Raw genomic sequence first — 24,800 nt, 5'->3', positions numbered from 1 at the left:
AAGTAATACTTCAGTTTCAATATTTTATATCTTTGTTTAAAATCTATTCAATGGATGAAAACTGGGAAATCCTGTTGCAGGATATATGGCTGAGACTTGGCAGTATTCGCAGCGAAGAGTTTATTCAAGAGATCAGAGAGCATATGAATGTATTTTCAGTTCCACAGGCTATTGCTGACTTCGAAATGGCATGCGCCTATGACTCAACGGGACATGAAAAAGAAGCGGAACCTTTGTACAGAGCCGCAATAAACGCCGGATTATCGGGATTGCGGAGAAGGAGGGCAAGAATACAGCTGGCAAGTACATTAAGAAACAATGGAAAAACAGAGGAAAGCATTCATATTCTAAGAGAAGAAAAAGCAAATTATTCTGATGAGCTGAATGATGCAGTAGACGCATTTTTAGCTCTTTCTCTTTCTTCAGCCGGAAAACATAAGGAAGCATTATCATTAAGTTTAAAAGCCCTTTCTCATCATTTGCCCAGATACAACCGATCTGTCTGCAACTACGCAATGGCTTTGAATAAAGAATTGTAATAATATTTCTTTATTTTTACCTTATGAAAAAACTCATTCTCAGGTATCATTTTTTCGTTATGGGATGCATTGGCTTCATACTGCAGTCCTGCAATACGAAATTCAGAGTTTGGGTAGGCCCCAGCGGTCAGCAAAAAATCTATAATTTAAAATACGGAGACCATAAAAGACAGAAAATGGATATTTTTCTGCCGAAGGAGTATCCTGTAGATTCTCCGGTACTGCTTATCGTACACGGAGGTGCATGGACTTTAGGTAAAAAAGAACACATGATTCAGGTTCAGAAAATGCTTTTTAAGAATAATATCCCCAGTATCAATATGAACTATCGCCTGGTTTCGAAAAAAAAGAAAATAACCTATAAACAACAGCTAGAAGATATCAGCTCGGCCATTGACCGTTTTAATTCTTTAACTGAAAAAGCAGAGCTTCTTCCCAACAATTATATTATTCTGGGAGAAAGTGCCGGTGGGCATCTTGCTCTTTTATACGGATACAAACATCCTCATCAGATCAAAAAAATCATTTCCCTGAGTGGCCCGACCGATTTCTACAGCCACGACTATTTAAAATCTTTTTACTCCAAATATACTTCACCCACGATTCAGAAAGTGGTTGGAATCCCTTTTGACCGGAAGAATGTTTCTGAAGCTTTTAGAGAAGCCAGCCCTATTGCCAATATTACCTATGTTCCTACACTGTTATTTCAGGGAAATAAGGATTTTCTTGTGAATCAGCATCAGGGAATCGCTATGGATTCTGCTCTCACCAGTATGAATATACCGCACAAATTTGTCTTCATGGAAAGAACAGGGCATGTACCGAGACTGTTCAGCAAAAGGAAAAGAGACAGTATTATCTATCCGAATATTCTGGAATGGATAAAAAAATAACCTGCTAAATGCAGGCTATTTGTATTTTTAATTTTATTGTTCAAAATCTTTATTCTCATATTTAGAGAGATCCTCTTTTTTCCGAACATAAATTTGATAATCACCGGAAGTGTAGTCACAAGCACGATAACAATAATGATGTATTCCAGTTTTTCTTTTAAATTGATTCCAAACTGTTCCATAAACAGCTTGTCAAGGTAATGACCCGCAAAGATTAAAATAAAAGACCATAAAACAGCTCCGATCACGTTATCTCTCAGGAACTCTTTTTTATCCATTTTTACAATCCCTGCCACGATCGGGGTAAATGTTCTCACGACCGGTAAGAATCTTGCCATAATAATGGCTAATGCCCCATGTTTTTCAAAGAAATCATGAGCCTGATACAAATATTTTTTCTTAAAAAGCATTGAATCCGGTCTCTTGTATAAAGCAGGTCCGGCCTTTCTTCCAAAATAATATCCTACTTCATTTCCAACGATTGCCGCTAAGGCAACTCCAGAAGCTAAGAGTGTCGTATCAAGGAAATCGCTCCCTGTGGAGCCAAATGTCTCTTTGATGATTTCAACAGCATAAATTCCTGAAACGAATAATAATGAATCTCCAGGTAAGAAAAACCCTACAAAAAGACCCGTTTCAGCAAAAACAATAAATAAAATCAACCAAAACCCTCCCATTTTAATATAAAATTCAGGGTTTAACAAATCCTTCCAGCTATTGAAATCTTCCATATATATCGATGTCCAACAAAAATAAGTCTAAAATGTCTGAAACAAAAATTAATTATAAGATTTTAACTAAAATTCAGACATGATATTTTATAGATCAAGATCATCATCGGAAACCGCTGTACCATCAGCCATCAGGAAGGCTTTCAGGAAAGGAGTGAGATTTCCGTTCATCACGGCATCCACATCTGAGGTCTCATGGCCTGAGCGTACATCTTTTACCAGTTTGTAAGGGTGCATGACATAGTTTCTGATCTGGCTTCCCCACTCGATTTTCATTTTATTGGCTTCAATTTCATTTCTGGCCTTCATACGTTCTTCAAGTTCCATTTCATAAAGTCTCGAACGAAGGAGCTGCATCGCTTTTTCCTTATTCTGAAGCTGCGAACGGGATTCGGAGTTTTCAATGATAATTCCTGTAGGTGCGTGGCGAAGACGTACTGCTGTTTCCACTTTGTTTACGTTCTGCCCTCCTGCTCCGGAAGACCTCATTGTTTCAAAGCTGATATCTGCCGGATTAATATTGATTTCAATCGTATCATCCACCAGAGGATACACGTATACGGAAACGAAACTCGTGTGTCTTTTAGCATTACTGTCAAAAGGGGAAATTCTTACCAACCTGTGCACTCCGTTTTCTCCTTTTAAATATCCGAAGGCATATTCGCCTTCAATTTCTAAGGTCACTGTTTTTACTCCTGCTACATCTCCTTCCTGGAAATTCAGTTCACGGATTTTATATCCCTGCTTATCTGCCCACATCGTATACATTCTCATCAGCATGGAAGCCCAGTCGCAGCTTTCTGTACCACCGGCACCGGCAGTAATCTGAAGAACCGCAGAAAGCTCGTCGCCTTCATTGGAAAGCATGTTTTTAAATTCCAGGTCCTCGATTTTTTCAACCAATTGCGGAAAGGTTTCATCCAATTCCTTTTCAGAATCGGGATCTTCTTTGGCAAAATCTGCCAAAACCTGAAGGTCTTCAAACTGAGTGTTGATTTCTTCGTAGTCTTCTACCCATTTTTTCTTGGAACGAAGCTGCTTCAGAAATGTTTCCGCTGTTTTGGGATTATCCCAAAACTCCGGTGCCGCCGTTTTTTCATCATCATTGGCAATTTCTATCTTTTTTTGTCAATCTGAAGGTATCTGTGCAAGTCTTCAATTCTGGATTGAACGTCTTTTATCTGGTCGTTGTTGATCACGAATATTTTCTTTTTGCAAAAATAAGGATTTCTTTTGGAGTGGAAAGGGGTTGATTGAGAGAGTTGGCGGGTTCGAGAATAAGAGTGTTGCAGCGTGTGAGAGTGTGATAATCTCCCCGTCTATTATCTATCTGTCTATTATCTACTCTCCGTCATATAATGTTTATCATCTCAGCAACCATCTCTCCAATCTTTGGAGCCAGGGCAACTCCCATTCCGGAGAGTCTTACCGCACAAAACTGTCTTTCAGAAACTTGCTTTACAATAGGTATTTTTTCTGAGCCCATCGCCATAATTCCTGACCATCGGAGAGCAATATCTACTTCTTTGCCCGGTAGAATGACTTCTCTCAAAAAATTTTCTAAATGATTCTGCAGAAATTCAGTGGTTTCAAATGCTGCAGTCTCTTCGGTTTTGAAATCCTGATTTCTTCCACCTCCCAGCAATACTCTGTCTCCCAGATTCCGGAAATAATAGAAGCCTTCATCATAGTGGAATGTTCCTTTTAATTTTAAATCTTCAACAGGCTCTGTTAAAATAATCTGCCCGCGAGCCGGAATTATTTCTTCATTTTTCAAAAATCTGTCACTAAAAGCATTCGTACAGTAGATCAGCCGGTCAGATTTCAATGTAAGATCATTTGAAAGGAAAATTTGCATCTCATCCGCTTTTTCTTCAATGGTCTTCACCTCTGTCCCAAATAAAAATTCAACTTTGAGTTCGTGGCATTTTTCAAGAAGTTTCTGCAACAACTTACCGGAATGCAGGCTTCCTTCACAGGCATTTTCAATGAGAAACCGAGACTTTCCGAGCCCGAATTCACTGATTTTATTCTGGGTGAGAGTATAGGTATGATCTGATCCTGTTATAGATTTCAATTGTTCATTGACGGAATCAAGATATTGTAAAGGCTGATCATCATTCAAAATTTCATAGCCTCCGTCAAGTTCAAAATCTATTTCATCCCTTGTAAAATAGTGTCTGATTTTCTGAAGTCCTTCAAACCTCATCCTGATCAGCTCCAATGTTTTATCCCAACCCATTTTCTGAGAATCGGCAATCACTTCTGTAAGACTGCCGAAGCAGGCAAAACCTGCATTTCTTGTGGAAGCGCCTAAAGGAATATGATTTCTTTCAATCACTAAAACTGATTTTTCAGGAAACTTTTCTTTAAGGGAGATCGCCGTCCAGAGTCCGGAAAATCCGGATCCTACAATGGTTATATTTCTCTTCCGGTAAAAAGTCTCAAGTTCCCAGATGCTGTTCATGAGTAATGGAGCAGTAGATTAATTCTTTACTTCTTTTTATTTTCCTCTTCTTCGTTGTGGGAGAAACCGATTGCCCTTCTGGGTTCCTCAACGACTTTATAGGTTTCCAGTTCTGTCTTGAGTGCTTTGATTCTGAACTGAAATTCATCAAAGTTATTGATCACGACATCGGCTAAAAACCGGGCTACCTGATCGAGATATTCGCCGGTAAGCTTTCCTGCAGCATCTCTCAGAGCCGCATTGAGAAGGTTCTGATCAATTTTAAGCTTTTCATTTCTGTTTTTCTGATACAGGTTTTTGATTCTCTTTTTGAGGCTTTGGGTAAAATCAATTAACATCGTATTGCTAAAAACTTTCATTTTTGAAGCAATGTCCTGCCAGAACGGAACTTTATCGGCTTTATTATTTTTAAGAATTTTATATAACAATGAATCTTCTTCAAGGCCGCGGGTCATCGCGTATAGGATAATTTCTGAACGCTCTGACGCATTGGGAGGAAAGACCGGAATCATGACATCAAATCTTCCGGGAGCAAGAATCTCTTCGTCAATTTCTGATACAGAATTGGCAGATCCCACCATCAACACATTTTCTTTTTCAAATTTGGCGATATAATGAAGAATAAGCTCCTGTACTTCAAGATTGCAGGAAGCAACATCGGTTTCTGCCTTTCTCTGCATCATAATTTCATCAAAATCATCAAGAAAAAGAAGTATTTTATTTTCTTTGAGCATAGACAGCAGAAAATCGCTGAAGTTAACCTCATTTCCATCCACAAAGGAAGTTCCTAAATAATGTTTTTTAACTTCTTTAAATTGATAGCCTATGATTTCAGCAATTTTATTGGCCCAGAAAATCTTTCCGCTTCCGGGAGGACCGTACAATACAATTCCCGCAGGTTTATTGATCCCCCAGTCTTTGATCTGCTGAGGATTTAAAAAAGGTTCAAGCACAGATGAAGTGTAGAAGAAAAGATCCCTGTATCCTATAAAATCTCTTTTCTGCAGGCTTGTTTTATGCCCGAAATAGTCGTAGACAAACTGATAATTACCACCTATTTTATGATCAATCCCATAACTTGAGATCGAAGATTTAAAGAAACCGTTATCAAAAATATTGGGATTGTTCTCTTTTATGGCTTTTTCTACTTTCTCTTTAGGCTGATTGATAACTTCTGCAATCTGCTCTACCGTTTTATTTTTATCAAGATCTTTTTCATACAACCTTAAAAAATCCAGATTCTCACGGGCAAATTTTTCAAAATCCTCCTTTACTTCGAAATTGGTACTGATACAGTCTACCAATTCAAGGTCAAAATCCTGTATAAATTGTTTTATAGCTTCTGCAGATACCTTTAGTTCTTCTGCCAGTTCGATTAACTTCATAAATCCTTATTAGTTCTATCAAATTTAATATTTTAATCTTAAAGATGTTATGAAAACTGACATTCTTTTTGAAAAGTATCATCATACAATTGATGGGCAAAGAACTTACGGGAATACTGAACTATTAAGGTGCTGTTACCTTTTTATACATGTCTTTAATTGCATTCTCAATAATTATTGGTTGATCCTGATTAATATAATGTCCACTTGATGTAGCGATAACCTGTTTGCTATCTGTAGACATTTTCAACAGATCTTTCTGCATTTTATCCCATGCTCCAAGCATTTCATTTTTTAATTTCGGATCCTTAATAAAAGCATCAAATCGTGTTGTATCACCTGCTGTAATCACATAGAGCGGAATCGCACCGAAGGACTTTATTTTCGTGGCCTCTTTTTTAACAGCACTCATCTGATCCTGCTCTTCAAGTACGCCATAAGCACTTTTGTGTATCAATGCAGGCATTATGGAATTCTGATATTTGTACTGTGGTTGTGGAGGAAACATATTCTTAAACATCAGTCTCGCCAGTCCGAAAGTACTGGCAAATTTCAGCAATCCTCCCGGCAACCCCTGGTTAACGAGAGTATATAGTTCAGGCGAAAGGTATTTTTTATCATCCGGACACTGGCTCTCGACTAAAATAATACCGGCAACATCTTTTGGATATTTATTAACAAAAAACCTAACCAATGTTCCTCCAAAAGAATGACCAACAAGCACATAAGGCTTGGGAGCTCTTGCTTTCTCCAATAATGTATGAAGTTCTTCAGCCGTCTCTTCACCGGTTTTGGGTGCTTGGCCTCTTTCGCTCCACAAAATTCCTGATCTGTCATAAGAAAAAGTAGTAAAGGTATCAGGTAGTTCCTGTTGGATATGATACCACTGCAGATGCCCTGCAGGGTCAAAAGCTGTTTCAAAAACAAAGGTGGGACCAGCGGTTCCTTTTTTCAGATAATGCATTTGGTGACCTTCAACTTCTACAAGCTGACCATTAGGCTGAATTGTATCTGCCTTTGAGCGGGAGATTCTTTCAAAAACAAAACCGATAATTAACCCAAAAATAAGGATAGCCAGTACTATCGGGAGTAATTTTTTTATCCATTTAAATATTTTCATGGGTTATTTATTTTTTTGATGTGATCTTAGGATTATAAAATTAGATATAATTTCATGTGTTTTAACTCCTGTTTTCTAGGTATATTTTTTTATTATTTTTATCAAAAAACTAAGTGAGGAAAATATATTATGTCCCTGGACTTATCAGTGCGATTCTGATTCCATTATTATTTTGGTACTATGGAAATCAAAAATTTGAAGAAATTAATGTTTCAGTAGTAGATATTGGACTTCCGGCAAAAGTCAGAAAAGAAACCTCATCTCTCTATGTTACTTTTGAACCCTATAGAAATTGGGAATATAAAAAAATAAATATACTTCCCGGAACTGCCAAAGATCATTCAAAGCTATATGTTTCTGAACTAAAAAATCTCCAAAAGAAAAATGAGAAAAATACAGGAATTGAGTTTATTTTAAACAATGATAATACTTATGGTGATTTTGTATCTGTTTTAAATGACATGAATATATCGAATCATGAACAATATGCCGTTGATATGGAAAAAACGGGACATATTTTTGCTACCGTACTTTACAAAGATCCCAATGTAAAAGAATCTGAATATGAATGCTTACTTTGTAATGATGTTCTCATTACTGAATATAAACCTGATTTTTTTGAAAAAATGCAGTCAATGTTTACGATCCTTCCCCAAAATGTATATTATTTTGTTTTTGGATTTCTTTTATTTTTAAACCTCTCAATGCTCAGTATCAAAGAAAGATTTCAACTGCAGCATTAATTCAGAATAAAAGGCTGCCGATCGGCAGCCTTCTTTCACATTACTTTTTATCTAACAACGGAAGATATTTTCCGTATCCTTTAGATTCCATTTCCGCTTTTGGAATAAATTTCAGAGAGGCACTGTTGATGCAATAACGAAGTCCTCCTTTATCCTGAGGGCCATCTGTAAAAACGTGTCCCAGATGGGCATCTCCCGTTTTACTTCTTACCTCTACCCTGTCCATTCCGTGGGTACGATCCAGCTTTTCGTTAATCAGACTTTTGGTAATCGGTTTTGAAAAGCTCGGCCATCCGCAGCCTGACTCAAACTTATCCGTTGATACAAACAGAGGTTCCCCTGTGGTAATGTCTACATAGATTCCTTCGCGGGTTTCATTCCAGTATTCATTCTGGAAAGGTCTCTCCGTACCATTTTCCTGAGTGACATTATATTGTTCTGCAGATAATTTTTCTTTTAAGACTTTTTTATCCTGCTTCTGGTAGGTTGTTGCTTTCGGAAGCGGATTGGCTTTCTTCGCCATTTCAAAAAGTCCCGGTTCTATGTGGCAGTAGCCTCCCGGATTTTTATCCAGATAATCCTGGTGATAATCTTCTGCTTTGTAGAAATTTTTCAAAGGAATTGTTTCTACCAGAATTGGTTTACTATAATTTTTAGACAATTTCTGAACTTCATTCTTTACAACCGCTTCATCAGTTTTGTCCGTAAAGTAAATTCCTGTTCTGTATTGATTTCCTCTGTCATTTCCCTGTTGATCTTTACTGGTGGGATCAATGGTTTTAAAATAAAGGTCAATCAACAGTTTTAAATCCACCTGTTCAGGATCGTATTTTACTTTTACCGTTTCCGCAAAGCCTGTCGTATGGCTTACCACTTCTTCATAGGTTGGGTTCTGAGTATTTCCGTTGGCATATCCTACTTCTGTACCTACTACTCCACGAATTTGTTGAAAGAAATGTTCTGTTCCCCAAAAACATCCGCCTGCAAAATAAATTTCTCTAGCATTTTTAATATCCATAATTTCCTGTTTTTCTTCTTTTACCTGTGTAGGCTTATTTTTTTTTAAAAAGCCCCGATCCTGCAGCAAAAACTGCTATACCCAGAACGATTCCGAGCACAATGAGTATATTTTTCATTTTATTCTTTTTATTCATGACTTTTTATTTTGGAGCAGAATCAGTCCAAATCCTAAAAACATAAGGTCTTTGACGATAAAGAAGTCCGTTACCGGAACTCCATCTACTATTTTCCACATTCCGGGAGTTGTAAAGAGATAGCTTAACGTCACCGTAAATGTTACCACCATTCCTATTCCTGCATATCTTTTTAATACAGCAAATTTCGCACTAAATATGAGAAGTAAGGCAATGATAATTTCTATCGCTCCGATAAGATTTGACACTGTCTGGACGCTCATAATCTTATATACGAAAAAGGTCAGAAAATGGTTTTCGACCAAAGGTTTTATTCCTGCTGCCTCAGTAGGAGTAAATTTGAAAATACCTATCCACAGTAAGATAAGAGCTGCTCCGAAAAGCGAAATATAGTATCCTGACTGATACGTTGCATTCTTGTTTGAAGTGTTTTGAGTTCCGACCATATTTTTTAAGATTTTGAATGAATACTTATGTTGTTTTTCAAAAGTATAGTCGGAGCTGTTTCAAAATCCTGACAAAATTTTTCTTAAAAATCTAATTTTTTAATCATTTTATCTTTAAAATCCTGAATTTCAACGTCATTTATTTCAGCTGTATTTTTGGATAAGGTCTTTTTAAATACCTTATCCAGTACTTTCAGTTTTTTGTTATACATCTTACACCATTTACAAATCATCAGGTGCATGCTCAGTTTCCTGTCCTCTTTTGGAGAAATAGAACTGGCATTCCGCTTTTCCATCAGTAAAGTAGCTTCACTGCATGGTAAGAATAAAATATGTAAAATTCTTCGTATCATTTTAAATCATTATCTGTTTGAGAACCAGTTAAATTCAAGACATTCTCTCAGCTGCATGCGGCTCCTCTGTAAGATCTTCCATAGGTTAGTCGTAGAAACATCTAATTCCTGACTGACTTCGGGTGCTTTTTTCTCTTCGATGTAATACATTTTTAATAGAATCTTCCACCTGGACGGCAATTCTTCGATACATTCCTCCAATGTTTTATTGAAGTCCTGATCATCCAGCAATTCAGATTCTTTTCCCGAAACATTCCAATCGTTTAAAACATCGTTATTTTTCCATGAACCTGTTTCATCAAAAAAATGATCAAGCCGTATATTAGGCTCAGATTTATATTTTTTACGGTAAAAGTCTGCAATTTTTCTGTTCATAATACCCATCAGCCAGGTCAGCGGCTGGCTGTTTCCTTCGAAAGAATCATATGCTGAAAATGCAGCCAGAAAAACTTCCTGCACTACATCCTGGGCATCTTCTTTGTTGGAAAGCATATAGAGCGCTCTTTTCAATAGTGCCCCGGAATACTGTTCTATCCAACTTTTAAGAATTTCATTTTTCATCATCACAAGGAAATTATAAACGAAGATAAGATTTTTTTTATTGTAGAATTAAAGTCCGGAATTGCTGTTTTAATTAACTCCTTACCTGTTATGTTTCAATTTTACCAACCTAACAGGTTTCTATAAACATAAAAATCTATTCCTTATGGCCGATAACCAATTATAAAAAAAACGATGATTGACTATGAGGTCAGATATTTGATAAAACGTACTTGAAAATATCAAATAGTAGATATTAAATCGCCTAAAAATCCTAAATTTGCATCTTATCAAAATTTGATATTTAAAAAAGCAAAAGCAATACTATGACATCACAAGAGATACGTCAAAAATTTTTAGATTATTTTAAAAGTAAGGATCACCTTATTGTTCCTTCGGCGCCTATCGTGCTGAAAGACGATCCTACCCTTATGTTTTCCAACTCAGGAATGACGCAGTTCAAAGACTTTTTCCTAGGCTACAAAACGCCTACCGCCCCTAGAATTGCCGATACACAAAAGTGTCTGAGAGTTTCAGGAAAGCACAATGATTTGGATGATGTGGGTAGAGATACCTATCACCACACCATGTTTGAGATGCTGGGAAACTGGTCTTTCGGGGATTACTTCAAAAAAGAGGCTATTGCTTTTGCCTGGGAATTACTGACTGAAGTATACGGAATTCCAAAAGAAAATTTATATGTTACAATTTTTGAAGGTGATGCTTCTGAGAACCTTAACAGGGATCAGGATGCCTTTGATTTCTGGAAATCTCATATTTCAGAAGACAGAATCATCAACGGAAATAAAAAAGATAACTTCTGGGAAATGGGTGCAAGCGGACCTTGTGGACCTTGCTCGGAAATTCATATCGATTTAAGAACTCCGGAAGAAAAAGCTAAAGTTTCTGGTTTGGAATTGGTGAACAACGATCATCCACAAGTGGTGGAGGTCTGGAATCTCGTTTTCATGGAATTTAACAGAAAAGCAGATGGATCTCTGGAAAAATTACCTGCTCAGCATGTAGATACCGGGATGGGCTTCGAACGTCTTTGTATGGCACTTCAAGGGAAATCGTCCAACTATGACACTGATGTTTTCACTCCGTTAATCGCTAAAGTGGAAGAACTGTCAGGAAAGAAGTATACCGGAATTTTAGAAGATGAAAAAGATATTGCAATTCGTGTAGTTGTCGATCACATCAGAGCGGTTTCTTTTGCCATTGCAGACGGCCAATTACCTTCCAACGGAGGAGCTGGTTATGTTATCAGAAGAATTTTGAGAAGAGGGATTTCTTATTCTTATCGATTTTTAAATATGAAAGAACCTTTCCTTTACAAATTGGTGGCCGTTCTTCAGGAACAAATGGGTAGCTTCTTCCCTGAACTTGGAAAACAAGGAAAACTGGTAACAGAAGTGATCAAAAGTGAAGAAGAATCATTCTTAAAAACAATTGAAAACGGACTGATCAGGGTTGAAAAATTAATTCAACAAACAATTGCTGACAATCAGAAAGTATTGCCTAGCGAAGAAGTTTTTGAACTATACGATACTTATGGCTTCCCTGATGACTTAACAAGAATTATTGCTGAGGAAAAAGGATTAACCATTGATGAAGCTGGATTTAATGCTGAAATGGAAAAACAGAAACAGCGTTCAAAATCTGATTCTGCTCAGAAAGTATACGACTGGGTTGTGCTGGAAGAAAAACCGGAAACATTTGTCGGGTATGACCAGATTGAGTCTGAAACTTATATTACAAGATACAGAAAAGTAGAAAATAAAGACGGAGAATTTTATCAGGTTGTCCTGAGCAGTTCCCCATTCTATCCTGAAGGAGGAGGACAGGTTGGTGATAAAGGAGTATTGGAAAATGCTGCCGACAGCTTCGAAGTACTGGAAACCAAGAAAGAAAACGGATTAATTATTTCATTAATCAACGGTCTTCCGAAAGATGCAGGTGCTCTTTTCTACGCTCGTGTGAATGCAACGGAAAGAAAAAATTCACAGGGAAATCACTCTGTGACTCACCTTCTGCATGAGGTATTACGGGAAGTTTTGGGAACGCACGTAGAGCAGAAAGGATCTTATGTAGGGCCTGATTATTTACGTTTTGACTTCTCTCACTTCAATAAAATCAATGAAGAGGAGCTTGCTTTAATTGAAGATAAAGTCAATAAAAAAATCAAAGCGAGCATTGCTTTACAGGAATTCAGAAGCATCCCTATTCAGGAAGCTTTAGAGAAAGGAGCAATGGCTTTATTTGGTGAGAAATATGGTGATAACGTAAGAATGATCCAGTTTGGAAGTTCAAAAGAACTTTGTGGAGGAACTCACGTGAAAAATACCAGCGAAATCGGTCATTTCAAAATTGTTTCCGAAGGTTCTGCTGCAGCAGGAATCAGAAGAATTGAGGCTATTTCCGGAGATAAATCTGAGGAATACTTCAACAATATTGAAAAACAAATGGCTGAACTTTCCCAGTTGTTAAAATCTAAAGACGTTGTAAGATCTATCGAGAAACTAATCGAGGAAAATGCTTCTTTAAAGGCTGAAGTAGACGCTCTGAAGAAAGAAAAAGCAAAAGGAGAAATCAGCGACTGGAAGAATGCTTACGAGCAAAAAGGAAACAAACAGCTTTTAGTGAAGAAAACATCTTTGGATGCTGGATCTGTAAAAGATATCGTTTTCCAGCTGAAGAGAGAAATACCTGCTTCTGTAACGATCATTCTTTCTGATGCGGACGGAAAACCAATGATTACTGTTGGAGTTTCTGATGATCTGGCTGCTGATTATCAGGCTGGCGCTATCGTAAAGGATCTTGCAAAAGAAATCCAAGGTGGTGGTGGTGGAAACCCAGGTTTTGCAACTGCAGGCGGTAAAAACCTTGAAGGATTAGAAAACGCTTATCAAAAAGCGTTGAATATCTAAAATAGAATACCTTTTATAAATATTAGAACAGGCTGTTTCATTTTGAGACAGCCTGTTTTAGTTTTAACTATTATCTTTTATTTAACGCTAAGGACGCAAGAAACCCTCATATCATCATAGATATTTTCGTTCGCAAAGGCGCTACACTCAGCCATGAAATGATTGCGTTTTTTGCTAAATAGAATGCCTTTGCGAACAAAAAAACAGATATCTATAAGTCTTAGCGTCTCTGCGTTACAATAGGGCATTCCTTATTATTCAGATATTCATCAAAGTCTCTCTATTTATATCCATTCTAATTATTGACCTTCGCTTAACAAACCATGAGCGAATCTTAAACTATTTGTTTTGTCTTCGTAAAGTCCAGTTAACACGAGAGTTTTAGTTTTGTCTCAATCGAAATTCAAAAAACAATTATGAAAATTAACAAAACTATCGGTGCTCTGTTATTTGCAGCTCTTGTATTTCAAGGCTGTAATGATGATAACGGAGACGGAAACACTCCGGTTAATGACCAGATTAAACTTGAAAATTTTTCTAAAGAATCCGCTTTTGTGTACGCTATGCAGGGTTTTGAAAACTTAAACATTACCACTCTTATTTCAAGTTCTGACATTTTACCCGGATCTCCTGACTTTGTCTTTGGTGGTCAGCCGGACGGAATGGGGATTATGAAAGATCCAAACTCTGACGGTTACCTGATGATCACAAACCATGAGATCAAGCAATCGGTATCCAGAGTGTATTTAGATAAAACATTCAGACCTGTAAAAGGTGAATATATTCTGAACGGAACAGGAGGCATAACAAGATTATGCTCGGCTACCCTGGCTACTCCTCAAACTCACGGTTTCAGTGCATTCCTTACTGCAGGCGAATCCGGTGAAGAGAGTATGGTTCATGCTTTAAATCCCTTAGCACCAGCTTCTCAGGCTTCGGATAAATCGAGGGTAAAGCCTGCTTTAGGAAAAGCTTCAATGGAAAATGCCGTTCCGCTTCCTAAAGATGTATCCAACGGAAAATCTTATATTATTATTGGTGAAGATCAGTCGTATTCTTCTTCTCACCAGTCTGCAGGACAGCTGATCATGTATGTAGCTGATATTCAAGGCGACCTTGATAACGGAAAATTATATGCTTTAAAAAGAACCAACGACAACTATACGGAAACTGATATGACCAAAGGAAACAGCTACGATGTAGAGTTTGTTGAAATTCCTAACGCCAAGAATCTTACAGGAGCCGAAATCAACCAAAAAAACATTAATAATAAAGCGATCCGCTTTTCAAGGGTTGAAGATGTAGATTACAGAAAAGGAGCCGGAAAAGGAAGAGAAATCTATTTTACCGCTACCGGAGAATCGTCCGATGGAGTGAATCCAAAACCGGGATTAACAATGTGGGGAAGAGTCTACAAACTGGTTCTTAACTCCAATAATATGCTGACAGGAAAACTGGAAGTCGTTGCTGAAGGAGATTCTAATCCTGGTAATAACCTGATCAACCCTGATAACCTTTGTGTAACTGAAAACTTCGTTTACATCCAGGAAGACGGAGACTCTTACTACAAAGGAGCTAATCATGATTCATACATCTGGCAGCTTAATATTGCTACAAAACAATACAAACCATGGTTGAATATGAAGCACAACAGAAATGATCAGGCATGGCAGACAGCGTACAACCAGTCCGGTGATCTTCAGAAATTCGGTTCATGGGAATTTGGTGCCATGACAGATATTTCTGACATCATAGGAGTTCCAAACACCTTTACCGTAAATATTCATTCGCATACATGGCAGTTGGATAAATTCAAAAATCCAGACGGATCCGGAGTGAACATCAACAAAGAAGGAGGACAGGTTGTCATCATCAGAAACGTAGAAAAATAGCTTTAATTACTCATAAAACTTCAAAGTATCAATGGAAATTCTTCTGTTGATACTTTTTCATACCTATGAAGAAACTTTCAAAATATCCGATACTTCTGTTTTTATATTGTGCAGCCGCTCTTTTCATATTGGCTTATTGTAAGAATGAAAAACCTCAGGTTGTATATGAAGATCTAGGCTCTGTAAAAAAGGAAATCCTCAACAACAATTCCGTATTTGAAAAACAGATCAATGAATTGATTGGCCTGGTATCTAAAGATGCTGACGAAAAGGCCCTTCAGCAAAAATTTCAGGATCTCCGAAAAACCTACAAAAAAATGGAATGGGCCGTTGAATATTTCCTTCCTCATTCGGCAAGATTCATCAATGGCGCTGCCCTTCCTGAGATTGAAATGGATGAGCATACTGAAATAGAGCCTGAAGGTTTGCAGGTTTTGGAAGAAATGTTCTACCCCTATGAAAAACAGAATAAAGAGGAAGTAATCAGGTTTCTCAGAAAATTAATCAATAAAAGTAATACGATCGCTACGAATTTCCAGGTTATTACAGTAAGTAAAAACCAGGCTTTCGATGCTTTGAGACAGGAGGTTTTCAGAATTTCCAGTTTAGGAATTTCTGGCTTTGACACCCCTGTTTCCGGTACATTCTTAGAAGAAATCCCCTACTCTCTTAGCGGGGTACAACACACTTTAGAGCAGATTTCAACTCAGCAGTCAAAAGATAAATCTTTACAAGCCATTGTTTCAGAAATCAGCTCTGCCAATGCTTTTTTAAAGAAAAACACTGATAAAAACACCTTCGATTATGTGAATTTCATTCCCGATCATCTCAATAAAATTACAGCCTTACTTCAGGAATTTAAAAAACAGGAGCAGATTCAGGATGTAGAGGTGACCACTGCTCTGAATAAAAATGCGGCTACTTTTTTTTCTAAAAATGCGTTTAATCCTAATGCGTTTACTCCCGGAGAAGAATTTGCGTACTCGGATGAAAAAGCCCGTCTCGGACATCAGCTTTTTAATGATAAAATTCTCTCCAACAATAACAACAGAAGCTGTGCAACCTGTCATATTCCTGAGAAAGCATTCACAGATGGCCTGGCGAGATCAATGTCTCTTGAAAATGCAGAATTGGCAAGAAATGCTCCTTCCCTCAATTACGCGGGTTTTCAACACGGCCAGTTTTGGGATATGCGAAAAGATGACCTGGAGGGCCAAAGCTCTGATGTGATTTCCAATAAGGAGGAAATGCATGGTAACCTTAATGTAATTCTTGCTAAAATTAATCAGGATAAAAAGTATAAGGAAGCTTTCCAAAAAATCTATCAGACTCAAAAAACAGAAGTCTGGCAACTTCAGAATGTACTGGCAAGCTATATTCGTTCCCTGGCCACATTTAACTCAAATTTTGATGATTATATGAGAGGAAACAAATCGGCGATGACAGAAAGCCAGAAACGAGGTTTCAATCTTTTTGTCGGGAAAGCCCAGTGTGCTATATGCCATTTTCTTCCTTTATTCAACGGAACTGTTCCTCCTACCTTCAAAAAAACGGAGCAGGAAGTTCTTGGGGTAGCCGTCAAAGGGGATAATAGGATTTTTGACCGGGATCCCGGGCGAGGAAAATTTCATGAAACTGTAGCTACATTGCAGCATTCCTTTAAGACACCAACCCTCAGAAACATCAATAAAACGGCTCCCTATATGCATAATGGAGGTTACAGAACATTGAAAGAAATCATGAATTTTTATAACAAAGGCGGTGGTAAAGGTTTTGGATTTGCCGTAGAGAATCAGACCCTTTCAGATACTCCTTTACAGCTTACCGATAAAGAAATTGATGATATTATTGATTTTATGAAAGCGCTGGATGACAGATAAAAGTTGGAACCGTAAACAGAAAGCCGGGTGATCGGGTAAAAAAGATGATTTTAATCTCTGTAATCCAGAATGCCGGTATCATCAATACAATTTTTCCCGGTTCAATTTTTCCATGGATAAATTAGATCAAATCAATGTTATACTATGTTAAAAACTTTTCCAGCACAATAAATATGATTATTTTTGACCTAGTTTTTTCACATGAAAAGAGGTTTAGCATTACTATTTTTTTTACTTTGCTTTTTGGGTCATTCACAATCGAAAATTAAAGTTGTTGATGATGCCAGTAATAAGCCTGTCTCCAACGTTAAGATATCCTGTAACGGCAGTATTCTGGGCTATACTAATGTTCAGGGCATTCTTGAATTTAAGACATCCTGTAAAAACATCGATATCGAAGCAGATACGTATCAGAAAGAAACGGCGTCAGTAGACAGCAGTTTCGAAGTATCACTGGTAAAAAAGTCTCTGAAGAATACCACAGCTATTGAAACGGTAATCATTGAAGATAAAAGTGATCCCCGAGCCCTGGAAATTCTTAAAAAAGTAAATAAACTGTTCAGCCAGAATTCTCCCAAGAGCTTAGGTTCCTATTCCTACAAATCTTATGAGAAAGTATCTTTGGATATTGATCAGGACAGCCTTACACAATTCAAGCAGTATTTTAATGATTTAAACCTTTTCAAGAAAAAAAGGGAGAAAGACTCATTAAACAACAGCAATGCAAGAAAGATATTTTCAAAAAGCAAACTTTTCCTCTGGGAAAGAGCACAGGAGTTTTTATATTCAAAAAAATATGGTGAAAAAATCAATATCCTGGACAACAGGATCTCCGGCCTGAAACAACCTGTCTATGAAATGATCGCCCTGCAGCAAAGCAACAGGGATGTGGTGCCTGAACAGATTAAACAGGAAAACAGAGGGCTCTACAGGTTTTTTCTTTCAGATACGATTGAGCTTGACGGACGAAAAAACTTTGTGATCCGCTTCCGTGAAGTGAATTACAAAAAAATGGATAAGAAAAGGAAATACAAAGGTGCCATTTATGTAGATACTGAAACCTACGGAGTAAAAAAGATTGAAAATTTCAGTAAAAACAAGAACGACGGAATCATCACCAGTACCTGGGTATTTTATAATAACAAATGGTTCCTGGCTCATGAAACCGCCAAGCTTAAAATGGGAAAAATGGCGATGGGCGATAAAGACCGTGAAGACAAGAAGGATAAAAAAAGCTTCGGAACCTACGCCTTCCTGACATCCAAATATTTTGACTTCCAATCTCCTATTGAAGAAAATCCAAAAGATTTCAAAGGCTACACTTTCGATATCAAAAGTATTGATGGCCATTCCCTTGAGTATTACAGGACAGACCCTTTAACTGACAGAGAAAAGAATACCTATAAAACGATCGACAGTTTAGGTAAAAAATATAAAATTGACAGCAAAGCTCAGATCATCTCAGGTCTTCTTAACGGACAAATCAGGGTTAATTCTGTAGATTTTGCCGTTGATGAGATTGTGAACTACAACTCATATGAGGGTTTCAGATTGGGATTAAAAGCCAAAATGAATGAAAATTTCAATCCCTATTTCTCTCCTGATTACTATTTTGCCTACGGAGTTAAAGACAGAAGGTGGAAATATGGGATGGGGCTTGATATGAAGACGACACTGGATAAAAATTCATTCTTCAGATTTGAATTTTATGACGATGTAACGGCCTCCGGAGAATTCTACCGGCGACTGTGGACGTTTAAAATGAGGATGATGAATTTCGGGAATAACCTTAATAATGATAGATATTATCACTTTAAAGGGGCTTCCCTTTCTTATCTGAATGATGTGACCAACGGACTTACCATGGCTTTTGCCGTGAGAAGAAATATTGAAGAAGCTGAATTTGATTATCAGTTTAGAAATGGTGGATCTTCATTTAAAAACTTTAATACGTTATTCACGTTAAAATATTCTCCGAATTCTACCAATATCATGACGCCGCAGGGCAAATCTCTGATTGATCAGAAGTATCCTGAGCTGTATTTCAATTACGAGCAAAGCTATAAAGCATTGGGAGGAAACTTTAATTATTCCCGCTTTGATGCTCTTTTCCTTCACAATTTTAAAACCCCGATCGGAACTACAGGTTTCAGATTGTACGGAGGGATGGTTTTCGGGGAAGCACCGATATGGAAGAACTTTACGATGAACGGTCTTGCGTCTCCGGGTAAAGATTTTAATTTTAACCTTACCTCTTTCCTTGGTTTTGCAACACTGGAAGGCGGGAAGTATTATAACGACAGGTTTGTAGCCTATTATTTTACCCATAGGCTTCCTTTCTATTTCAAAAGCTTCGGGCATAATGTTTCCAGCTTTGATTTCGTACTTCGGGGAACTATCGGAGATATGAAACATCCTGAATACCACCAGTTCAAATTTAAAAAACTGGATCACCTGTATCAGGAAGTCGGTCTGGAATGGAACAATTTCCTTTCAAGTTATTTCAACCTTGGATTCTTTTATAGAGTCGGATATTACGCAACTCCTGATTTCAGACAGAATTTTGCCATTCAGTTTAAACTTAAATTCCTGGAATTCTAGTCTCGAGATACCTTTTTCAACAATTATATTATTCATCATACAACAACATCGCATGCAAAAAATCGAAATAAAAGCAGAACAGTTCTTTGAATTATTAAAATTAAAAGACACTTCCATGTGGGCGATCTTCTCCCAAATGATTGACGGAAATGAGAAGGAAATCATCTTCCTGGATAACGAAGATAAAATCCTTTTTAACTATGTTTTGCCTTCTGATCCTGAAAAACTGGAAGAAGACAGAAAAGAATTCTCAAAGCAGTTCTCAGACAAACTGGCTAACCTGAACTAAAGAAAGCCCATGAATAAAAACTATATTTTTTCTGTACTGAGCTTAGTTTTATTCAGTATCGGAAATGCCCAGAATTACAAAAAGCCTCTGGTGTCGGCCATCAAAGAAACCGATCTCAGAAAGGATATGTATGAACTGGCTGCAGATCAGTTCTGGGGCCGTGAAGCAGGAACTTTAGATGAATTGAAAGTATCGATGTGGCTCGCAGATAAAGCTAAAGAAGCAGGAATGAAGCCCGCCGGTGATCATGGAACTTTCTTTCAGTTTTTTGAAATGTACAGGCATCAGATCACGCCTCAAAGCAGTCTGAAGGTTGGTGATAAAAACCTGAAATTATGGAAAGATTTTCTGGTTGCGGAACCAGTAAATACGGCTTTTGATGCTGAAATTGTCTATGCCAGAAATACAGAACCCGAAGGCCTTTCCGCATTGAACATTAAAGGGAAAGTACTTGCCGTTAACGCTTCCGATAAAAATATAGATAAGGATATGACCCTTTTTGTAAGAAGATATCCCGGATTTGTGCGAAACAAGTATTATAACAAAGCCTATGAACTGGGAGCCAGGGCAATTGTCTTCATTACCGACGATATCTCTGAAAAAAGCTGGGTCGAAGTTCTTCCTCAAATGACAAGAGGCAGCTATGGGGTGGAAGGTTTACGGGAAAAAATAACCCAGAATATCCCTGTTCTATGGATCAAAAGAGAAAATGCAGATTGGGTAAAAAGCAATCCTAAGGTTTCCCTGAATCTCGTTACGGAAACTTACAAATATCCTTCGGTCAATATCATCGGAAAAATAGAAGGTACAGATCCCGTTCTTAAGGATGAATATGTTTTATTAAGCGGACACCAGGATCACGACGGGATCAGACATCCAGTGAAAAATGACACCATCTACAACGGAGCTGATGACAATGCCAGTACCTGTGTTGCCATGCTCGCTATGGCCAGAGCCTACAAAAAGCAACCGGGAAAAAGAAGTATTCTGTTTGTGTTCCACGGTGCTGAAGAAAGAGGTCTGCTGGGATCGAGATGGCATGTAGCCCACCCTGTTGTTCCGAAAGAAAAAATTGTAGCCGTCCTGAATGGGGATATGATCGGAAGAAATGATAATAATGAAGCAGCTTTACTGGGTGGAAACGCGCCTCATAAAAATTCTGAAGAATTGGTAAAAATGGCTGAAGAGGCTAATAATGAAAGTACAAAATTCAACTATTTAAAAGATTGGGACTCCCCGAATCATGCGGAATATTTTTACTTCAGAAGTGATCATCTTCCTTATGCTAAAGCCGGAATTCCTGCTATCTTCTTTACCAGTGTGCTACATGATCAGTACCATACTCCACAGGATGAATCTGAAAACATCAATTATAAAAAGCTCTATAAAATGACTGAATGGATGTACAGAACATCCTGGAAAGTAGCTAATGAGACCGGACGTCCGAAGGTTATTACTAACTTTTCGCTTGAACGATAAATAAAAAAGCTTCACAAGAATTTGTGAAGCTTTTTTCATCATTGTGTTTTTAGAATTTCGTTGAACTAACCGAATGAACCCCTCGCAGATCAAGCAGATAACGCAGATTTTTTTCAATAAAAATTGTGCTTTATAACGCTACGATCGCTAAGTGTCTGAGTATATTCTCCTATTTTACGTTTGCTAAGGCGCTCTGCCCAGCAAAGTATCATTGACAATTAGTTGAGTGAAAGCCCTTGCGAAATTTTTTTTTAATTCAGTAAAAGATCTTTGCGACTATAGCGTTAACTCACTTTAAAAGAAAATCAAAGGTTTTCATAAACTTTAGTGAACTTGCTATCCACAAAGTTTGTCACTTTTAAATAACTTAAGTATTCAAAAGCTTTTGTGACTTTTGTAGTTTTAATCAGAGATTCGCGCACTAGTATTGATCCATTTCAGGAATTACAAACATCCAAAATGTATTTCGCCTAACAGTACTTCCAACTTCCCTCTCCCGGCTTCCAGCTTGCAGCTTGCAACCTTCTCAAATAAGAAGGTTCATCAGAGACGGGTCATTGTTCAGATAATTGACAAAGAAATCGTACTTTTTCATTTTATGGATCAATGGTGTAAAATCTCCGTTTTGTTTCAAAGCGATTCCTACGACAGCTATTCCTTTTTCTTTTGAGTTTTTCTGGGTGTATTCAAAATAGGTGATATCATCATCAGGCCCCAGTACATCCATTACAAAAGTTTTGAGTGCTCCCGGACGCTGCGGAAACCTGACCAGAAAATAATGCTTCAATCCTGCATACAAAAGAGCTTTTTCTTTAATTTCCTCCATACGGGTGATATCATTATTGCTTCCACTGATCACACATACTACATTTTTACCTTTTAATTCATCTTTATACTTTTCCAATGCGGCAACAGAAAGCGCTCCCGCAGGTTCAACGACGATGGCATCCTTATTATATAAGGACAAAATAGTTTGGCAGACCAATCCTTCATCTACAGTAGCCATTTGGTGCAGTACATCTTTGCACCGTTCGAAAGTAAGGTTTCCCACTTGCTGTACCGCGGCTCCATCAACAAAACGGCTGATCTTCTCCAGCAATACCGGTTTACCTTTTTCCATTGCCTTTTTCATACTGGCAGCGGCAGAAGGTTCTACGCCAATAATTTTTGTTTTAGGGGACAACTCCCGGAAGACGGAGCAAATTCCTGCTGCCAGCCCTCCTCCACCTACCGGTACGAAAAGATAATCTACAGAATGCTCCGATTGGTCAAGAATTTCCAGTGCCACTGTTGCCTGACCTTCAATAATCGCAGGATCATCAAAGGGATGAATAAATACACCATCGTGATCTTTACAAAACCTCAACGCAGCATCTTTAGCCTCATCGAAAGTATCTCCGTAAAGAACAACGTCAATATATTCACCGCCAAACATCCTTACCTGCTCCAGTTTTTGTCCCGGTGTCGGTAAAGGCATGAAGATCGTTCCTTTCACTTTCATCGTATGGCAGGCAAACGCCACTCCCTGGGCATGATTCCCTGCACTCGCACATACCACTCCTTTGGCCAGGCTTTCAGGAGACATACCAGCCATTTTATTGTAAGCTCCTCTGATTTTATAAGACCTTACCCGCTGAAGATCTTCTCTTTTAAACATGATATTGGCCTGATAGAGAAATGACAGGTTTACATTTACTGCCAGAGGGGTCTTTACAATAACATTCTTAAGACGCTCCTCCGCATTGCAGACCTTCTCCAAAACGGAGGAGCTTATTTCTTCCTTCATCATTTTTTTACGATTGATTAATTGTTTTCCGGTCGCAGGCTGCGGACCGTTTTTCCGGCCTGCCACATTTCACTGTCTCTAAGCTCGGTCAATTCGACTTCCAGTTTTTCTCTGTAGTCAGGTTTGCTGTTGCTATCTATAGATCTTTGGGCTTCATTTCCTTTGGCAACATTATCGTATAGCTCCTCGAATAAAGGGGATGTGGCGTCTCTGAAGCGTTTCCACCAGTCTAATGCTCCTCTCTGAGCGGTTGTACTGCAATTCGCATACATCCAGTCCATTCCGTTTTCCGCTACCAATGGCATTAAAGACTGGGTAAGTTCTTCTACCGTTTCGTTAAATGCTTCTGACGGACTGTGTCCATTTTTTCTCAACACATCATACTGGGCAGCAAATATTCCTTGTACAGCTCCCATCAATGTTCCTCTTTCTCCTGCAAGGTCGCTGTATACTTCTTTTTTAAAATCTGTTTCAAATAAATATCCGCTTCCGATGGCAATCCCCAAAGCGGTTACTCTTTCCCTTGCTTTTCCTGTGGCATCCTGATATACGGCAAAACTGCTGTTCAAACCTCTGTCCTGAAGAAACATTCTTCTCAAAGAAGTTCCTGAACCTTTAGGAGCTACCAGAAAAACATCAACATCAGCAGGAGGAATGATTCCCGTACGTTCATTGAATGTAATTCCGAAACCGTGAGAGAAATATAACGCTTTGCCAGGTGTAAGGTGCTGTTTTACTTTTGGCCAGTATTCAATTTGTGCTGCATCACTTAAAAGATAGCAGATAATGGTTCCTTTTTGTAAAGCTTCTTCAATTTCGAACAGGGTTTCTCCCGGTACGAATCCGTCTGCTACTGCTTTATCCCATGATTTTGAATTTTTACGCTGTCCTACAATGACATTAATTCCGTTATCTTTCTGATTTAATGCCTGGCCCGGTCCCTGTACTCCATATCCGATTACGGCTACCACTTCATCTTTTAAGGTCTCCTGGGCTTTTTGTAATGGAAACTCTTCTCTTGTTACTACGTTTTCTTCAACTCCTCCAAAATTCAATTTTGCCATTTTTCTTGATTTTAATTATTATATATTATTTTGATGATAAAGATTCTTTGATCTTATTTTTTCACTATTCATTTTTTTCTTAAGCGCTTCACCTTACTTTAAATAAGGCGAAAATCAAAGGTTTCTAAAAGCTTAAGTGTTCGTCTTTTAAACTCCACTGAAATGTTTCATTGTTACGTTCAGCTGGCATATTCCATTGCTGTGAAATGTGGATTTTTGTGATAATGCACTTCCAGTACATCGACCTGTTTTTCCATCTGACGGGTAATCTTCTGAACAGATTCTTCAGTTTCTCTGATGACGATGATGAACTTTTTCACCGTTTCTGTTTCTGAAGGTCCTACATGAAAGGTCTGTATGGAAATCCTTCTTCTTGAAAAGATAGCATTGATACGACTGATCAATCCGAAATAATCTTCTGTATAGGCTGTGATGGTATATTCTTTATGTTCTGTTTTCATATGCAGATATTTAATGTTTTTCAATAGTCATATGGAATCGCTTCACC

Annotated in this window: 21 protein-coding genes; 9 read left to right on the top strand and 12 right to left on the bottom strand. The window is 37.9% G+C overall.

What is annotated here, in order from left to right; translation table 11 throughout:
* Positions 1–50 precede the first annotated feature (50 nt).
* Positions 51–539, top strand: a complete 489-nt coding sequence (locus H3Z85_14430) for a tetratricopeptide repeat protein (GenBank protein ID QPQ50635.1) — start codon at positions 51–53, stop codon at positions 537–539.
* A gap of 23 nt (positions 540–562) precedes the next feature.
* Positions 563–1,432, top strand: coding sequence for an alpha/beta hydrolase (locus H3Z85_14425; protein ID QPQ50634.1), 870 nt, complete (start codon positions 563–565; stop codon positions 1,430–1,432).
* Here H3Z85_14425 and H3Z85_14420 read toward each other — a convergent pair.
* From H3Z85_14420 to H3Z85_14400, 5 genes are all read right to left on the bottom strand, one after another.
* Entirely contained in the window at positions 1,399–2,163 is a 765-nt protein-coding gene (locus H3Z85_14420) for a VTT domain-containing protein (protein ID QPQ50633.1), read from the bottom strand. The genes H3Z85_14425 and H3Z85_14420 overlap by 34 nt on opposite strands.
* A gap of 87 nt (positions 2,164–2,250) precedes the next feature.
* Positions 2,251–3,362, bottom strand: a protein-coding gene (prfB, locus tag H3Z85_14415) for a peptide chain release factor 2 (GenBank protein ID QPQ50632.1) whose coding sequence is annotated in 2 segments (ribosomal slippage) — positions 2,251–3,290 and positions 3,290–3,362 — 1,113 coding nt in all. Because the reading frame shifts where the segments join, the coding sequence is not laid out codon by codon here.
* A gap of 152 nt (positions 3,363–3,514) precedes the next feature.
* On the bottom strand, positions 3,515–4,630 hold the full coding sequence (locus H3Z85_14410; protein ID QPQ50631.1) for an FAD-binding oxidoreductase: 1,116 nt from the start codon (positions 4,628–4,630) through the stop codon (positions 3,515–3,517).
* A 26-nt stretch (positions 4,631–4,656) separates the two neighbouring features.
* Positions 4,657–6,015 carry an AAA family ATPase gene (locus H3Z85_14405; GenBank protein QPQ50630.1) on the bottom strand — a complete coding sequence of 453 codons (1,359 nt, stop codon included), beginning with the start codon at positions 6,013–6,015 and terminating at the stop codon, positions 4,657–4,659.
* Between the two features lie 124 nt (positions 6,016–6,139).
* The gene (locus tag H3Z85_14400) at positions 6,140–7,135 is read right to left on the bottom strand and encodes an alpha/beta hydrolase (GenBank protein ID QPQ50629.1); all 996 of its coding nucleotides are present in this window, start codon (positions 7,133–7,135) and stop codon (positions 6,140–6,142) included.
* A 113-nt stretch (positions 7,136–7,248) separates the two neighbouring features.
* Here H3Z85_14400 and H3Z85_14395 point away from each other — a divergent pair, with 113 nt between their 5' ends.
* Positions 7,249–7,878, top strand: coding sequence for a hypothetical protein (locus tag H3Z85_14395; GenBank protein QPQ50628.1), 630 nt, complete (start codon positions 7,249–7,251; stop codon positions 7,876–7,878).
* A 40-nt stretch (positions 7,879–7,918) separates the two neighbouring features.
* Here the strand turns inward: H3Z85_14395 and msrB are convergent, their stop codons facing one another.
* From msrB to H3Z85_14375, 4 genes are all read right to left on the bottom strand, one after another.
* Positions 7,919–8,896: a peptide-methionine (R)-S-oxide reductase MsrB gene (gene msrB / locus H3Z85_14390; GenBank protein ID QPQ50627.1), complete on the bottom strand. Its 978-nt coding sequence runs from the start codon at positions 8,894–8,896 to the stop codon at positions 7,919–7,921.
* A gap of 132 nt (positions 8,897–9,028) precedes the next feature.
* Entirely contained in the window at positions 9,029–9,478 is a 450-nt protein-coding gene (locus tag H3Z85_14385; protein QPQ50626.1) for a DUF417 family protein, read from the bottom strand.
* Between the two features lie 83 nt (positions 9,479–9,561).
* Positions 9,562–9,831 carry a hypothetical protein gene (locus tag H3Z85_14380; protein ID QPQ50625.1) on the bottom strand — a complete coding sequence of 90 codons (270 nt, stop codon included), beginning with the start codon at positions 9,829–9,831 and terminating at the stop codon, positions 9,562–9,564.
* 9 nt (positions 9,832–9,840) lie between these two features.
* Positions 9,841–10,395 (bottom strand): sigma-70 family RNA polymerase sigma factor, encoded by a 555-nt coding sequence (locus H3Z85_14375; protein QPQ50624.1) that lies wholly within the window; start codon positions 10,393–10,395, stop codon positions 9,841–9,843.
* A gap of 302 nt (positions 10,396–10,697) precedes the next feature.
* Between H3Z85_14375 and alaS the strand changes: the two genes are divergently transcribed.
* The 6 genes from alaS to H3Z85_14345 all read left to right on the top strand — a co-directional run bounded on the left by alaS (position 10,698) and on the right by H3Z85_14345 (position 21,442).
* Positions 10,698–13,301, top strand: a complete 2,604-nt coding sequence (gene alaS, locus H3Z85_14370) for an alanine--tRNA ligase (GenBank protein ID QPQ50623.1) — start codon at positions 10,698–10,700, stop codon at positions 13,299–13,301.
* Between the two features lie 416 nt (positions 13,302–13,717).
* Positions 13,718–15,193 (top strand): hypothetical protein, encoded by a 1,476-nt coding sequence (locus H3Z85_14365; protein ID QPQ50622.1) that lies wholly within the window; start codon positions 13,718–13,720, stop codon positions 15,191–15,193.
* A gap of 65 nt (positions 15,194–15,258) precedes the next feature.
* Positions 15,259–17,073 (top strand): c-type cytochrome, encoded by a 1,815-nt coding sequence (locus H3Z85_14360; GenBank protein ID QPQ50621.1) that lies wholly within the window; start codon positions 15,259–15,261, stop codon positions 17,071–17,073.
* Positions 17,074–17,274: 201 nt separating this feature from the next.
* Positions 17,275–19,674 carry a hypothetical protein gene (locus H3Z85_14355; protein QPQ50620.1) on the top strand — a complete coding sequence of 800 codons (2,400 nt, stop codon included), beginning with the start codon at positions 17,275–17,277 and terminating at the stop codon, positions 19,672–19,674.
* A gap of 52 nt (positions 19,675–19,726) precedes the next feature.
* Positions 19,727–19,963 carry a hypothetical protein gene (locus H3Z85_14350; GenBank protein ID QPQ50619.1) on the top strand — a complete coding sequence of 79 codons (237 nt, stop codon included), beginning with the start codon at positions 19,727–19,729 and terminating at the stop codon, positions 19,961–19,963.
* Positions 19,964–19,972: 9 nt separating this feature from the next.
* A complete protein-coding gene (locus tag H3Z85_14345; protein ID QPQ50618.1) occupies positions 19,973–21,442 on the top strand; it encodes a M20/M25/M40 family metallo-hydrolase in 1,470 nt (489 codons plus the stop codon).
* A gap of 526 nt (positions 21,443–21,968) precedes the next feature.
* On the opposite strand, the gene ilvA is transcribed toward H3Z85_14345, so the two are convergent.
* From ilvA to H3Z85_14330, 3 genes are all read right to left on the bottom strand, one after another.
* The gene (gene ilvA, locus H3Z85_14340; protein QPQ50617.1) at positions 21,969–23,231 is read right to left on the bottom strand and encodes a threonine ammonia-lyase; all 1,263 of its coding nucleotides are present in this window, start codon (positions 23,229–23,231) and stop codon (positions 21,969–21,971) included.
* Between the two features lie 14 nt (positions 23,232–23,245).
* A complete protein-coding gene (gene ilvC / locus H3Z85_14335) occupies positions 23,246–24,292 on the bottom strand; it encodes a ketol-acid reductoisomerase (GenBank protein ID QPQ50616.1) in 1,047 nt (348 codons plus the stop codon).
* Positions 24,293–24,471: 179 nt separating this feature from the next.
* The gene (locus H3Z85_14330) at positions 24,472–24,753 is read right to left on the bottom strand and encodes an acetolactate synthase small subunit (GenBank protein ID QPQ50615.1); all 282 of its coding nucleotides are present in this window, start codon (positions 24,751–24,753) and stop codon (positions 24,472–24,474) included.
* Positions 24,754–24,800 lie beyond the last annotated feature (47 nt).

This window comes from Chryseobacterium indologenes (assembly GCA_016025055.1).
GTDB lineage: Bacteria > Bacteroidota > Bacteroidia > Flavobacteriales > Weeksellaceae > Chryseobacterium > Chryseobacterium indologenes.
This window is presented reverse-complemented; position numbering and strand designations above follow the sequence as displayed.